The organism is Brevundimonas sp. D3-1P, assembly GCF_055809335.1.
On record NZ_CM147908.1, the window covers coordinates 376433 to 390575 of the forward strand.

The 14143-nt window shown below is 67.4% G+C and carries 13 protein-coding genes; 6 read left to right on the forward strand and 7 right to left on the reverse strand.

What is annotated here, in order from left to right; genetic code table 11:
• Window positions 1-40 precede the first annotated feature (40 nt).
• Window positions 41-292, reverse strand: a complete 252-nt coding sequence (locus AC0L6G_RS01925; RefSeq protein ID WP_293826629.1) for a DUF2164 domain-containing protein — start codon at window positions 290-292, stop codon at window positions 41-43.
• Window positions 289-2175, reverse strand: a complete 1887-nt coding sequence (locus AC0L6G_RS01930; RefSeq protein WP_293826703.1) for an ABC-F family ATP-binding cassette domain-containing protein — start codon at window positions 2173-2175, stop codon at window positions 289-291. Before AC0L6G_RS01930 ends, AC0L6G_RS01925 begins: the two co-directional genes overlap by 4 nt.
• A gap of 46 nt (window positions 2176-2221) precedes the next feature.
• Between AC0L6G_RS01930 and AC0L6G_RS01935 the strand changes: the two genes are divergently transcribed.
• The 5 genes from AC0L6G_RS01935 to AC0L6G_RS01955 all read left to right on the forward strand — a co-directional run bounded on the left by AC0L6G_RS01935 (window position 2222) and on the right by AC0L6G_RS01955 (window position 5123).
• Window positions 2222-2563 carry a type II toxin-antitoxin system Phd/YefM family antitoxin gene (locus AC0L6G_RS01935; RefSeq protein ID WP_293826627.1) on the forward strand — a complete coding sequence of 114 codons (342 nt, stop codon included), beginning with the start codon at window positions 2222-2224 and terminating at the stop codon, window positions 2561-2563.
• 8 nt (window positions 2564-2571) lie between these two features.
• On the forward strand, window positions 2572-2979 hold the full coding sequence (locus AC0L6G_RS01940) for a type II toxin-antitoxin system VapC family toxin (protein ID WP_293826625.1): 408 nt from the start codon (window positions 2572-2574) through the stop codon (window positions 2977-2979).
• 78 nt (window positions 2980-3057) lie between these two features.
• Window positions 3058-3477 carry a nucleoside-diphosphate kinase gene (gene ndk / locus AC0L6G_RS01945; protein WP_293826623.1) on the forward strand — a complete coding sequence of 140 codons (420 nt, stop codon included), beginning with the start codon at window positions 3058-3060 and terminating at the stop codon, window positions 3475-3477.
• Window positions 3478-3708: 231 nt separating this feature from the next.
• Window positions 3709-4898 (forward strand): IS3 family transposase gene (locus tag AC0L6G_RS01950; protein WP_473252765.1). Its coding sequence is split into 2 segments (ribosomal slippage): window positions 3709-3967 and window positions 3967-4898, totalling 1191 coding nucleotides; the frame shifts between segments, so codons are not numbered across the junction.
• Window positions 4899-4922: 24 nt separating this feature from the next.
• The gene (locus AC0L6G_RS01955; RefSeq protein ID WP_291536296.1) at window positions 4923-5123 is read left to right on the forward strand and encodes a hypothetical protein; all 201 of its coding nucleotides are present in this window, start codon (window positions 4923-4925) and stop codon (window positions 5121-5123) included.
• 77 nt (window positions 5124-5200) lie between these two features.
• Here the strand turns inward: AC0L6G_RS01955 and AC0L6G_RS01960 are convergent, their stop codons facing one another.
• The 3 genes from AC0L6G_RS01960 to purM all read right to left on the reverse strand — a co-directional run bounded on the left by AC0L6G_RS01960 (window position 5201) and on the right by purM (window position 9130).
• Window positions 5201-7252, reverse strand: coding sequence for a M13 family metallopeptidase (locus AC0L6G_RS01960; protein WP_293826621.1), 2052 nt, complete (start codon window positions 7250-7252; stop codon window positions 5201-5203).
• Window positions 7253-7503: 251 nt separating this feature from the next.
• Window positions 7504-8088 (reverse strand): phosphoribosylglycinamide formyltransferase, encoded by a 585-nt coding sequence (gene purN, locus AC0L6G_RS01965; protein ID WP_293826619.1) that lies wholly within the window; start codon window positions 8086-8088, stop codon window positions 7504-7506.
• 4 nt (window positions 8089-8092) lie between these two features.
• Complete coding sequence (gene purM, locus AC0L6G_RS01970; protein ID WP_293826617.1) at window positions 8093-9130, reverse strand: phosphoribosylformylglycinamidine cyclo-ligase; 1038 nt, start codon at window positions 9128-9130, stop codon at window positions 8093-8095.
• Window positions 9131-9209: 79 nt separating this feature from the next.
• Here purM and rnd point away from each other — a divergent pair, with 79 nt between their 5' ends.
• Complete coding sequence (gene rnd / locus AC0L6G_RS01975) at window positions 9210-10358, forward strand: ribonuclease D (RefSeq protein WP_473252766.1); 1149 nt, start codon at window positions 9210-9212, stop codon at window positions 10356-10358.
• Between the two features lie 78 nt (window positions 10359-10436).
• Here the strand turns inward: rnd and AC0L6G_RS01980 are convergent, their stop codons facing one another.
• Both AC0L6G_RS01980 and AC0L6G_RS01985 read right to left on the reverse strand, forming a co-directional pair.
• The gene (locus tag AC0L6G_RS01980) at window positions 10437-11924 is read right to left on the reverse strand and encodes a Ppx/GppA phosphatase family protein (protein ID WP_293826613.1); all 1488 of its coding nucleotides are present in this window, start codon (window positions 11922-11924) and stop codon (window positions 10437-10439) included.
• Entirely contained in the window at window positions 11924-14140 is a 2217-nt protein-coding gene (locus AC0L6G_RS01985) for an RNA degradosome polyphosphate kinase (RefSeq protein WP_473252767.1), read from the reverse strand. Before AC0L6G_RS01985 ends, AC0L6G_RS01980 begins: the two co-directional genes overlap by 1 nt.
• Between the last annotated feature and the right edge of the window lie 3 nt (window positions 14141-14143).

Here is a 14143-nt window from a genome sequence, read left to right on the forward strand (position 1 = left end):
CGGTCTGCGGTCGTGTCGGTCCGTCGTGAGACGAGGCGGGTCAGCGCGTCGGGACCGCGCGTTCCAGGCCGTATAGGGCCTCGACGATGTCCTCTGCCTTCTGCCGCACCAGCTGCTGGGCGTCGTGGACGCCGCGATCATAGAAGGCGCCGCCGATCTCCCGGCCGATGAAGTCCAGCAGCATTTCGGCCGGGAGCTGGCCCAGTTCCTGATCCAGTTCGCGGGCGAAATAGTCGCGCAGCTTGCCGACGGCGGCGGCGCGCTCCTCCTTGGAGAATTCGATCGGCTTCATCCGGCGACCTCGGCCAGCGCCTCTTCGGCCGCCACCCAGGCTGCCTCGGCCGCCTCCAGGTCGGCCTGGGCCTTGGCGCGGGCGCGGGTCAGGCCCTCCAGCTGCTTGGGATCGCTGACGGCGGCGTTGGCGAGATCGTCGTCCAACCGGGCGACATCGGCGGTCAGGCGCGCCATTTCCTCCTCGGCCTTCTTCACCGCATGACGAAGGGTGGAAGGCGAGGGGCCTGACTTCCTGTCGTTCTTCTTGCCCTTGCTCTGCACAGGGGCGGCGGCGGTTTCTTCCTTCTTGATCTGGCTGGGCTTGGCGATGGCCTGTTTGGCGCGGTCCAGGACGAATTTGGCGTAGTCGTCCATGTCGCCGTCGAAGGGCTTCACCGTGCCGTCGGCCGCCAGCCACAGCCGGTCCGCCACCATCTCCATCAGCGACCGGTCGTGGGTGATCAGGATGACGGCGCCGTTGTAGTCGTTCAGGGCGTCCAGCAGGGCCCGGCGGCTGTCGATGTCCAGGTGGTTGGTCGGTTCGTCCAGGATCAGGACGTGGGGCGCATCCATCGCCACCATATTCAGCAGCAGGCGCGCGCGTTCGCCGCCCGACAGGCTGTCGACCGTGGTCTCCTGTTTCTCGTAGCCCAGGCCGAACTGGGCCAGTTTGGAGCGGCGCGCGCTTTCGGGCGCATCCGGCATGGCGCGGCGGATAATCTCCAGCGGCGTGTCGGTCGGGTCCATCGCCTCGATCTGATGCTGGTGGAACCAGCCCACGCGCATCTTCTTGTCGCGATGCAGTTCGCCCTCGGACACGTCCAGGGCGCCGGCGATCATCTTGGCGAAGGTCGACTTGCCCGCGCCGTTGACGCCCAAGAGGCCGATCCGGTCGTCCAGGTCCATCCGCAGGTTCAGGTTCCGCAGGATCGGCTTGCCCGGCTCGTAGCCGACATTGGCCCGCTCCAGCCGGATCAGCGGCGGCGCCAGCGGGCGCGGCGGCGAGGGCAGGGTGAAGGGGGCGACGCGCTCCTCGATGGTGGTGGCCACGGGCTGCATCTTCTCCAGACGCTTCATCCGCGACTGGGCCTGGGCGGCCTTGGACGCCTTGGCCTTGAACCGGTCCACGAAGGCCTGAAGGTGGGCGCGTTCGGCGTCCTGCTTGGCCTTGGCCGACATCTGCAGCCTGGCCTTCTCGGCGCGGGCCTTTTCGAAGGCGTCGTAATTGCCGGTGTAGAGCGTCAGGGTGTGGTTCGCGAGGTGCAGGATGTGAGTGCAGACCTCGTTCAGCATCTCGCGGTCGTGGGAGATGATCAGGGCGGTGTGCGGGTATTTCTTAAGCCGCGCCTCGAGCCATAGGGCGCCTTCCAGATCGAGGTAGTTGGTCGGTTCGTCGAGCAACAGCATGTCCGGCTCGGCGAACAGGGCGGCGGCCAAGGCGACGCGCATCCGCCAGCCGCCCGAGAACTCCGACATCGGCCGGGCCTGGTTCTCCTGGTCGAAGCCCAGGCCGACCAGGATTTCGGCCGCGCGCGCCGGCGCGGCGTCGGCGTCGATCTCGATCAGCCGCGACCAGATCTCGCCCATCTCTTCCGGTTCGGCGGTTTCCAGGCGGCCCAGCAGGGCGTGGCGCTCGATGTCGGCTTCCAAGATGGTGTCGATGACGCTGACCGGGGTCGCCGGGTGTTCCTGGTCCACCGAAGCGATGCGCGCGGTCTTGGGCAGGCTGATCTCGTCGCCGTTGGCGTTCAACTCGCCCAGGATCAGCTTGAACAGCGTCGACTTGCCGATGCCGTTGCGGCCGACCAGCCCGACCTTGGCGCCGGGCGGCAGGCTGACGGAGGCATCGACGAGGAATTTGCGGCCCCAGGCGTTGAAGGTCAGGTCGGTGATCTGAAGCATGGGCGGCGCATGGACTTTCTGACTGGTCATTTCTATATGACCAGTCATGACGTATGATCTTGTAGGCGGCGAGGTCGTCATAACGGCGACGGAGTTCAAGGCCAAGTGCCTGGACCTGCTGGACCGCGTGAACTCGGGCGAGATCCGCAAGGTTCACATCACCAAGCGGGGCAAGGAAGTCGCCGTTCTGGTCGCTCGGGAAGCCGCGACCAAAGAGCCTTGGGATCCACGCAGCATGTTCGGGAGCATGAAGGGCTCGCTCTCCATCGACCCAAGCATCGACCTGGAAAAGCCCATTTATGAACAGGTGTTCGGAACGAGCGTCGAGGCCGATATGGGCCTGAACGATCCCGATTACGACTTCAGACTCGGGCTGCGTGAGGAATGAGCGAGGGTGTGCTGCTCGACACCCACGCCCTGATCTGGATCGTTTTGGGGACATCCATTCACGAGGACGCCGCTGCTGCGATAGTGGCGGCCAGCGCGAATGGCGGTGTCCATATTTCTGCGGCGACGGCATGGGAGCTCGGAATTATCCAGCAGAAGCGGTCGCTGAATGTCTTGATCGCTGGAGACGTCAGGGGATGGCTGTCAAAGGCCGTGAAGGCGACCCGCGCGCGGCTGCTGTCTCTCGATTTCGATCTGATGGTCGATGTCGGAGAGTTGCCTGATCTGGCTCACAGGGACCCGGCCGATCGAATGCTGATCGCGACGGCGCGTTCGCATGACCTGATTCTCATCACCCGCGACCGCGCCATTCTGGACTACGCCGCCGCCGGTCATGTGCGCGCCATCGCCTGCTGAAACGGCGGCTTGGCGCGGGGACGGCGCGTCGCTATAAGCCCGCGACCCTCAATCGACTGAACAAAAGAAGTCACTCCCATGACCGAACGCACCTTCTCGATCATCAAGCCCGACGCCACGCGCCGCAACCTGACCGGGGCGATCAACGCCGTGATCGAAGGCGCCGGCCTGCGCATCGTGGCGCAGCGCCGCGTCAAGCTGACGACGGAACAGGCCAAGAAATTCTACGAAGTCCACGCCGAGCGTCCGTTCTACGGCGAACTGGTCGAGCAGATGACGGCCGAGCCGGTCGTGGTCCAGGTGCTGGAAGGCGACAACGCCGTGGCCAAATACCGCGAAGTCATGGGCGCCACCAATCCGGAACAGGCCGCCGACGGCACCATCCGCAAACAATTCGCCCTGTCGATCGGCGAAAATTCGGTCCACGGCTCCGACAGCCTGGACAACGCCAAGATCGAGATCGCCCAGTTCTTCACCGACGACCAGATCGTCGGCTAAGCGCTCAAGTCGCGAGGGACCGCGTCCCGAGCATAGCGCGCACCCTGTCGCTCAGGTCGCGAGGGACCGCGTCCCGAGCATAGCGACACCATAAAGCCCCGCGTTCGGAACCGGACGCGGGGCTTTTCCGTTCGGTCAACATCGTCCCCTCGCTCCCTCGGAGAAGACTGACGTGACCCCCTGAAACTCCTCCAGGAATAGCTAGAGTCCGCCCAACGAAGGACGGACAGAATGAAGCGATCAAGGTTCACGGAAGAACAGATCATCGGGATCCTGCGGGAGCAGGAGACCGGTGTGGCGACGGCGGAGGTGTGCCGGCGTCACGGGGTCAGCTCTGCGACCTTTTACAAATGGAAGGCCAAGTTCGGCGGGCTCGATGTGTCGGAGGCTCGGCGGCTGAAGGCGCTCGAGGACGAGAATGCTCGGCTCAAGCGGATGTTGGCGGACGCGATGCTGGACAACGTGGCGCTGAAGGACCTGCTGGGAAAAAAGTGGTGACGCCCGCCGGCTGGCGCGAGGCGGCTGGTCATCTGCAGGCCGCCTACGAGATGAGCGAACGGCGGGCGTGCCGTGTGCTGGGCGTCGATCGGACGAGCGTGCGCTATCAGGCGACGCGCCCGGACGACGGCGCCCTGCGCGACCGGCTGAAGGCTCTGGCCCAGGAGCGTCGCCGGTTCGGCTATCGCCGCCTGCACGTGCTGCTGCGGCGCGAGGGCCATGCGGTCAACAGGAAGCGGGTCCAGCGGATCTATCGCGAGGAGCGACTGACGGTCCGTCGACGCGGCGGTCGGAAGCGCGCCATCGGCACCCGAAGACCGCTGGAGTTACCACTGGTTGCGAACCAGCGCTGGTCGCTGGACTTCGTGGCCGACCAGATGACGGACGGGCGGCGCTTCCGCATCCTGACGGTGATCGACAACTGCACGCGTGAATGCCTGGCGCTGGTGGCCGACACCTCGCTGTCGGGCGCGCGGGTCGTGCGGGAGCTGGACGCCGTCATCCGGCAGCGGGGGCGGCCCGACACCATCGTCAGCGACAACGGGACAGAATACACCTCGAACGCGGTCCTGGCCTGGGCCGACGACACCGGCGTCGGCTGGCACTACATCGCGCCCGGCAAGCCCCAGCAGAACGGCTTCAACGAGAGCTTCAACGGACGCCTGCGTGACGAGCTGCTGAACGAGACGCTGTTCCGCTCTCTGCCGCACGCCCGCGCGGTGCTGGAAGCGTGGCGACGCGACTACAACGAGCGGCGTCCGCACTCGAAGCTCGGGTGGCTGACGCCGCAGGCTTATGCAGAAGCGCTCAGCGGACAGATCGGCCGGTCCGCTGCGCTGGTTGGGGGCTGCGCTGACCGGCCTCTTGCCACCCCCGACAACCCCAGCTCAGATCAACCCAGGACTCTCGTTATGGCTGGATGAGAAACGGGGGTCACGTCAAGACTCATGAAGACCCTGATCAAATTGGCCCCCGCCGTCGGCGTCGTCGCCCTGCTGGCCGCCTGCGGCCAGACCATGGAACAACGCGCCGCCACGGGCGCTCTGGGGGGCGCTGTCGCGGGCCAGGTGGTCGGCGGCAACACCGGCTCGACGGTGGCGGGCGCCGCCATCGGCGCCGTCGCCGGCGCGGCGACCACGCCGAAGTAGGCCGCCCGAGAACCACTGAAAGACAAAGGCCCGGAGCGTGCGCTCCGGGCCTTTTTTGCTGCGGGGCGGGATCGAGCCTACCAGATGCGGGCGCGGGCGTCCGGCGCGATATATTCCTTCTGGTCGGGCGACACGCCGAAGGCGGCGTACCAGGCGTCGATATTGCGCGGCGAGGTGGCGGCGCGCACCGGCCCCGGCGAGTGGGGGTCGGTGGTCAGCTGCTCCTTCAGCGCCGCCTCGCGCGACTTCTCGCGCCAGACCTGGGCCCAGCCCAGGAAGACCCGCTGATCGCCCGTCAGGCCGTCGATGACCGGCGCCGGCTGGCCGTTCAGCGACTTGTGATAGGCGTCCAGCGCCAGGAGCAGGCCGCCCAGATCGGCGATGTTCTCGCCCATCGTCAGGTCGCCGTTGACGTGGACGCCGGGGATCGGCTCCAGCTTGTCGTAGATGGCGCCCAGCACCTTGGCCCGCTCTTCGAAGCGAGCGGCGTCTTCAGGCGTCCACCAGTCGCGCAGCACCCCGTCGCCGTCGGACTTCCTGCCCTGGTCGTCGAAGCCGTGGGTGATCTCGTGGCCGATCACCGCGCCGATGCCGCCGTAGTTGACGGCCGGGTCCGCGTTCGGATCGAAGAAGGGCGCCTGCAGGATGGCGGCCGGGAAGACGATCTCGTTGCGCGGCGGGTTGTAATAGGCGTTCACCGTCTGGGGCGTCATACCCCATTCCAGCGGATCGACCGGCTTGCCGATCTTGCCGCGCTTGTAGGCCCATTCGAAGGCCGAGGACCGTTCGACGTTGCCGTAGAGATCGTCGGGCTTCAGCTCCAGCCCGTCGTAGCTGCGCCATTTGTCGGGATAGCCGATCTTCACCCCGAACTTGGACATCTTGTACAGCGCCTGTTCGCGGGTCGGCTCGCTCATCCAGTCGACGTGTTTCAGCCGCTCGGTCATGGCGTCGCGGATATTGCCGACCAGGGCCTCCATCTGGGCCTTGGACGAGGCGGGGAAATGCAGGCGGACATATTCCTGGGCCAGCACCTCGCCCAGCTGGCCGTCGACCAGGGCCACGCCCCGGTTCCAGCGCGGACGGTTCTCGGGCTGGCCGCGCAGGGTCTTGCCGCGGAAATCGAAGCGGGCGTCGACGAAGGCCTTGGACAGATAGGGGCTGGCCTGGTCGACCACATTGAACGCCTGCCAGGCCTTCAGCGTCTCGATGGGGGTGTCGGCGAACACCTGGGCGATGCCGGGGATGGCGGTGTTTTCCATCAGCACCAGGGTGTCGACCTCCGACACCTGGGCGCCGGCCATGAAGGCGGCCCAGTCGAAACCGGGGGCCAGGGTCGGCAGGTCCGCGACCCGGGTCGGGTTGTAGAGCTTGTCGATCTGACGACGCTGGACGGTGGTCCACTGCTTGTCCGCGACCCTGGTCTCGAAGGCCAGGATGTCGGCGGCGGCCTTGGCCGGGTCGGTCCAGCCGATGGCCGTCAGGGTGGTCGTCAGATAGGCCAGATAGGCCTCGCGCTGGGCGGCGAAGTCGGGCTTCAGATAGTAGTCGCGGTCGGGCAGGCCCAGCGATCCCTGACCCAGATAGGCCGAGTTCAGGTCGGGCTTCTGCAGGTCCTCGAACACGTCGACGCCGAACAGCGAGGCGCCGAAGCCCGCATGGCTTTCGCCCATCAGGCGCGCCATGCCGGCGTGGTCGGTCACGGCCTTGACCGCGGCCAGATCGGCCGCCAGGGGCGCGGCCCCCAGCTGTTCGATCCGGGCCTCGTCCATGAAGCTGGCGTACAGGGCGCCGACCTTGCGGGCGTTGTCGTTGGCCGGATTGGCCGCGCTGGTCTCGATGATGGATTTCAGCTGGGCCTGGGCGTTTTCGTACAGAACGTCGAACGGGCCGAAACGCGCCTTGTCGGCGGGAATGTCGGTCGTGCGCAGATAGGTTCCGTTGGCGTATTCGTTGAAGTCGTCGCCCGGCTTCACCGTCGTGTCGCGGCCGGCCAGATCGAAGCCCCAGGTTCCGAACGGATGGGCGGCGGCCGCGCCGTGCGAATGGTCCTGGGCCGAGGCCGCGCCGCCGGTCAGGGCGACGACGATACAGGCCGAGCAGGCGGCCATCAGACGAATGCGATTCATGAAGAAATAGTCCCGTTTGGGTCGGCGGCACCATCGCGCCGGTGCGGCGGTCTGTCGCATGACGTTTTTGTAATCTTGGTTCTTCTCACCCTCCGCTCATCCTCGCGAAAGCGGGGACCCAGCGCTTTGGGCGCTCAAGCGTTTGGATACGCGGGCGGTCTGGCGTTCCTCAACACCAGTCCTGCGACAGAACTGGGTCCCCGCTTTCGCGGGGATGAGCGGAAAGAAGGCAAGGGAGCAGAGGGAAGAAGTCAGCCCCGCTTCAAATCCCGACAAAAGGCGCGTAGCGCCTGGGGGTAAAGCTGATGCTCCGCCGTCTTGACCCGTTCGGCCAGGGCGCCGGGCGTGTCGCCCTCGACGATGGGCACGCGGGCCTGGCCCAGTATGGGGCCTTCGTCCACCCCCTCAGTGACCAGATGCACGGTGCAGCCGGCCTCGGCGTCGCCTGCTCGAATGGCGCGGGCGTGGGTGTCCAGACCGGGATAGAGGGGCAGCAGGCTGGGGTGGATGTTCAGCATCCGGCCGCGCCAGCCGCCGACCAGCCACGGCGTCAGCACCCGCATATAGCCGGCCAGGGCGACGACTTCGACCGCCGCCTGGCGCAGCACGGCGTCCACGGCCCGCTCGTGCGCCTCGCGGTCCTTGCCGAAGGCCTTGTGCGCCACGGTCGCGGTCGCGACACCCTTGGCCGCCGCGATCGCCAGACCGCCCGCGCCCTCGATGTTCGAGACGACCAGGGCCGCTTCGTAACCGCTGTCCGGCCGGCGCGCGGCGTCGATCAGGGCGGCCATGTTCGAACCGGCCCCCGAAATCAGGATGGCGACGCGCGTCTTCACGAGATCAGACGTTTTCCAGTTGTCCGCAGACGAAGGCGACTTCGCCTGCGTTCAGCAGGGCGGCCAGGACAGGTTCGGCGTTCTCGGGCGCGACGATCAGGATGAAGCCCACGCCGCAGTTGAAGGTGCGGCGCATCTCGTGGTCGCTGATCCCGCCCGTCTCGGCCAGCCACTGGAAGACGGCGGGCATGGGCCAGGCGTCCCAGTCGAACGACGCCTTCAGCCCCTCGGCGATGCAGCGGGGCGGGTTTTCGATCAGGCCGCCGCCGGTGATGTGGGCCGCGCCCTTGACCAGTCCCGCCTTCATGATCGGCAGGACCGGCTTCACATAGATGCGGGTCGGCTCCATCAGGGCCTGGGCCAGCGAACGATCCTTGGCGAAGGGAGCGTCGTCGCCCCAGCCGAGGCCGGACTTCTCCACCACCTTGCGGACCAGCGAATAGCCGTTCGAGTGCGGGCCGGTCGAGGCCAGGCCGATGACGATGTCCCCCGCCGCCTGACGGTCCAGATAGGGCAGGGCATGGCCGCGCTCGACCGCGCCCAGGCTGAAACCCGCCAGGTCGTAGTCGCCTTCGGTGTACATCCCCGGCATTTCGGCGGTCTCGCCCCCGACCAGGGCGCAACCGGCCTGGCGACAGCCCTCGGCGATCCCGGCGACGACGCGGCGGGCGGCGTCGATCTCCAGCCGGCCGGTGGCGTAATAGTCCAGGAACAGCAGCGGCTCGGCGCCCTGGGCCAACAGGTCGTTGACGCACATGGCGACCAGATCGACGCCGACGCCGTCATGACGGCCCGTCTCGATCGCGATCTTCAGCTTGGTGCCGACGCCGTCGGTGGTGGTGACGATCAGAGGGTCCTCGAACCCGGCGGCCTTCAGGTCGAACAGGGCGCCGAATCCGCCCAGCGACGGTTCCGATCCGGGGCGCGCCGTGGATTTGGCCAGGGGCTTGATGTGTTCGACCAGCATCTCGCCCGCGTCGATGTCCACGCCCGCGTCGGCATAGGTCAGGCCGTTTTCGAGAGGCTTTTGGGTGTCGCTCATGGGTCTTGGGCCTGGAATCGGGGCGGAAATGCAGCGCGGCTCTTGCCACGGATGGGTTCCGGGGGGCTATAGCACCGGAATGACGCCGATCACCACCAATGAGGCGCTGGCCGAGTTCTGCGCCCGCGTATCCTCCGCCCCCTTCATTACGGTCGACACCGAGTTCATGCGGGAAACGACCTATTGGCCCCGGCTGTGCCTTATCCAGGCCGCCTCGGCCGATCACGCCGCCATCATCGACCCGATGGCGGACGGGCTGGACCTGGCGCCGTTCCTGGACCTGTTGCGCGACGAGAGGATCGTCAAGGTCTTCCACGCCTGCCGTCAGGACGTGGAGATCTTCGTGCGGCTGGGCGCCATGCCCAAACCGCTGTTCGACACCCAGGTCGCGGCGATGGCGGCGGGCTTCGGCGAGCAGGTGGCGTATGATTCGCTGGTGCGGCAGATGCTGCGCATCGACGTGGACAAGGGCAGCCGCTTCACCGACTGGGCGCGCCGGCCGCTGTCGGACAGCCAACTGGTCTATGCCCTGGGCGACGTGACCCATTTGGCGGCCCTCTATCCCAAGCTGCGCGACCGGCTGCAGAAGGACGGGCGGCTGGACTGGGTGATGTCGGAAATGGCGGGGCTGACCGATCCGGCTCTTTACGACACCAATCCCGAGAACGCCTGGAAGCGGCTGAAACCCAAGAAGTTCTCGGCCAAATATCTGGCCGCCTTCAAGGCCGTCGCCGTCTGGCGCGAGCGCGCGGCGCAGGAGCGGGATCAGCCGCGCGGCCGCATCCTGAAGGACGAGGGCGTGGACGAGATCGCCCAGCAGACCCCGACCGACCCGGACGCCTTCAACCGTCTGCGCTCGGTGCCCAAGGGCTTCGGGGGCTCCCGCCTGGGGCTGGAGCTGGCGGACGAGCTGAAGCGCGTCCTGGCCGACCCCGAAGCCTTCGCCCCCGAGATGGAGCGCCCCGCCCACCGCCAGCCGGCCCCGCCTTCGGTCGTCGAACTGCTGAAGGTGCTGCTGAAGGCCAAGAGCGACAACGCCGGCGTGGCCTCCAAGCTGATCGCCACCGTCGCAGACCTGGAGAAGATCGCCATCAGCGACGACGCCGACATCGACGCCCTGAAGGGTTGGCGCCGCCAGATCTTCGGCGAGGACGCGCTGAAGCTGAAACGCGGCGAGATCGCCCTGGTGCTGAACGGCGCGCGGGTCGAGGTCGTCGAGATCGAGTAGGGCGCATGGCGTGGTGGAGGGGCTCTTGAAGTCCCACAGGTGCCCGTGCTGCGGCGGACAACCCCTCCGTCAAGGCGCCTAAATCTTCAGCCCCAGGCCCATCGCCTCGGCCAGGGCCTTGGCGCGCTTTCTCGCCTGTTCGCCCAGCAGGACGTCGGCATAGCCTTCGGTCGCGGTCAGGCGCAGATCGCCGCCCTTCACCTTCGCCGTCGCATTGGCCAGCAGTTGGGGCGAGCGGCCCGACAGGTCGCAGGCCAGGCGGATGGCCAGGCCGATGGCGCGGGCGCGTTTGGCCGCGTCGCCGCCCAGCAGCCGGTCGATGACCTCCGGCTGGGGCGTGGCGGGCGCGCCGCCATAGCGGGCGTTCAGGGCGCTGGCCAGAAAGGCCCGCTCAGCATGGCTGATGCCGGCGACGGGCGCGCGCAGCACCTGGTCGAACACAAGCTCCAGCCTGTGGTCGGGATGCAGTCGAGCGCCGAGGTCGGCCAGGCGGCAGGCGGCGGCCGTCAGGACGGCGTCGCGCCTTTCCCCGAAGACAGGGGGCAGGGCGTCCACGATCTCGGCGATCCAGCCGTTCAGCGCGCCGGGCAGGGCGGGGGACACGCCCTGACGCCCGCCCAGAGCCTTGCACCCGGCCAGCAGCGGATCGGCCGTGCGCGTCGCCGCGTCCAGCGTTTCGAACAGCAGGCCCTCGCGCACGCCCCACGCCGACATCTCGATCTGTTTCAGGTCCAGATGTCTGATCAACCCCTCGAGCACCAGGCCGGCATAGGGCAGGGTCTCGGCCCGCTTCCTGGACACGCCGGGCAGTTTGGCCAGGCCCGCCGCCGACTGCTGGGCGACCAGACGCGCGGCCTCCAGCGCGTCTTCGGCCGACATCTGATACTGATGCACCACCCGCAGGGGATAGGACTTCAGCGCCATCTGCACCTGGGCCAGGGTGCGCCAGGCGCCGCCGACGGCGTAGAGGCGTTCGCTCTGGAACCGGGCCGCGACGGGTTTCAGCACCTGGTCGATGCGGGCCTTGACGCGGTCGGCGTCGAATCCCTTGCCGTCGGCCAGGGCGAAGGGCCCCAAGGGCAGGGTCAGGCCGCGCTCCACGCCGTCTCCGTTCAGCCTCGTCAGCTCCAGGCTGGCGCCGCCCATGTCGGCCGAGACGCCGTGGGCCTGGGGCGCGCCGGCCAGCACCCCCATGGCGGCGTACCGGGCCTCTTCTTCGCCCGAAAGCACGCGGATGTTCAGCCCGATCTCGGCGGCCACGCGCTGACAGAAATCGGGGCCGTCGATGGCTTCGCGCACGGCGGCCGTGGCGGCGATCAGGGTGGCGTCGGGCCGCACGCCTTCCAGCACGGCGGCGAACCGGCGCAGGGCCGTCATCGCCATCGCCACCCCGTCGGGCGACAGCCTGCCCGTCGTCGGCAGGTCGCGGCCCAGGCCGGCCAGCACCTTCTCGTTGTAGACGGTCCAGATCGCCCGGCCTTCCAGCTTGTACAGCACCAGCCTCACCGAGTTGGAGCCGATGTCGATGGCCGCGATGTCGCGGTCGGTCAGCTGAACCTCGGGCATCAGCGGCCGGGACGCTCGTAGCGCAGGACGGCGGGCAGGCTCTTGGCCTTGCGCCCGCGGCCCGACAGGCTGGGATTGGTCATGAAGTATTTGTGCGCCGAGAAGGGCCGTTCGGGATCGGCGGGCGTGACGCGGGTATAGCGCCCCTCGGCGTCCAGCACCCAGCTTTGCGCGTCGTCCTTCAGATTGGCGACCATGATCTGGTCCAGAATCTGGTCGTGGACGGTGGCGTTCCTGATCGGCGTCATCAGTTCGACCCGGCGGTCCAGGTTGCGCGTCATCCAATCGGCCGATGAGATGAAGACCTTGGCCTTGTCGTGCGGCAGGTCCTTGCCGTTGGCGAAACAGACGATGCGGCTGTGTTCCAGGAAGCGGCCGACGATGGACTTGACCCGGATGTTCTCCGACAGGCCCGGCACGCCCGGCCGCAGACAGCAGATGCCGCGCACCACCAGGTCGATCCGCACGCCCCACTGACTGGCCCGGTACAGGGCGTCGATGATCTCCACGTCCACCAATGCATTGAGCTTGACCCAGATCGCGGCGGGCTTGCCCATGGCGGCCGCCGACATTTCCTTGCCGATCAGTTCGATCAGGGTCGACTTCATGTTGAGCGGCGACACCACCAGGGCTTCCAGATGGTCGGGCGTGGCGTATCCGGTGATGTAGTTGAACACCTTGGTCGCATCGCGCCCCAGGACGGGATCGCAGCTGAACAGAGACAGGTCGGTGTAGATCTTGGCCGTGACCGGGTGATAGTTGCCGGTGCCGAAGTGGCAATAGGTGCGCAGGCCCTCGCCCTCGCGGCGCACCACGACGCTCAGCTTGGCGTGGGTCTTGTATTCGACGAAGCCGAAGACGACGTGGACCCCGGCTCGCTCCATCGCCCGCGCCCAGCGCAGATTGGCCTCCTCGTCGAAGCGGGCCTTCAGCTCGACCAGGGCGGTGACGTTCTTGCCGTTCTCGGCCGCCTCGATCAGGGCCGCGACGATGGGGCTGTCCTTGGACGTGCGATAGAGCGTCTGTTTGATCGCGATGACGTTCGGATCGCGCGCGGCCTGGCGCAGGAACTGCACCACCACGTCGAAGCTCTCGAACGGGTGGTGGATCAGCATGTCCTTTTCGCGGATGGCGGCGAAGACGTCGCCGCCGTTGTCGCGCACCCGCTCGGGATAGCGCGGCTCATAGCCCTTGAACTTCAGGTCGGGATGGCCGCCGCCGATCAGGTCCGACAGCTGGGCCAGGCCCAGCATCCCGTCCACCAGCACCACGTCCTGAGGCGCCGCCTCCAGTTCGCCGACGATGAAGTCGCGCAGGTCGGCGGGCATGGACGCCTCGATCTTGACGCGCACGACCGAGCCCAGGCGACGCTGCTTCAGCGCCTCCTCGAACTCCAGCACCAGGTCCTCGGCTTCTTCCTCGATCTCGATGTCCGAGTCCCGGATCAGGCGCAGCACGCCCTTTTCCTGAACCTCGCAGCCGGGGAACAGGTGGTCGATGAACAGCAGAAGCACGTTTTCCAGCGTGATGAACCGCTTGTGCCCCGGCGTGGAGCGGCCGTCGGTCGGCAGTTCCCAGAACCGGCGCACCTGGGTCGGCACCGGCACCAGGGCGTAGAAGGTCTTGGTCTCGCCCTTTCTCTTCAGCTTCAGCGCCAGCGAGAAGCCCAGGTTGGGCAGAAAGGGAAAGGGGTGCGCCGGGTCGATGGCCAGCGGCGTCAGCACGGCGAACAGCTGGTTCAGAAACTCGGGCTCCAGCCGCTCGCGCTCGGTCTTGGTGATGCGCTGGCGGTCGACGACCTCGATGCCGGCGGCGGTCAGCTCCTTCTTCAGCTGACGCCAGCGCAACTGCTGCTCGGCCATCAGCTCGCCGGCGGCGATATTGATCTGCTCCAGCTGTTCGGCCGGGGTCAGGCCGTCGGCCGACAGCACCCGCACCCGCTCGCGCAGCTGGCCCTTCAGCCCGGCCACGCGGGTCATGAAGAACTCGTCCAGATTGTTGGCCGAGATCGACAGGAAACGCAGCCGCTCCAGCAGCGGGTGGTTGGGGTTGGCCGCCTCTTCCAGCACCCGCTCGTTGAACGCCAGCCAGGAGATTTCGCGATTGAAGAACCGGCTGGGCGAGGCCATCAGCTCTTCGCTGAGCATCAGCTGGGGCGCGCGCGAGGCCGGAACCTCCTCGCCTCGGGTGTCGTCATGGATCGCGGCGTCGGTCATGCC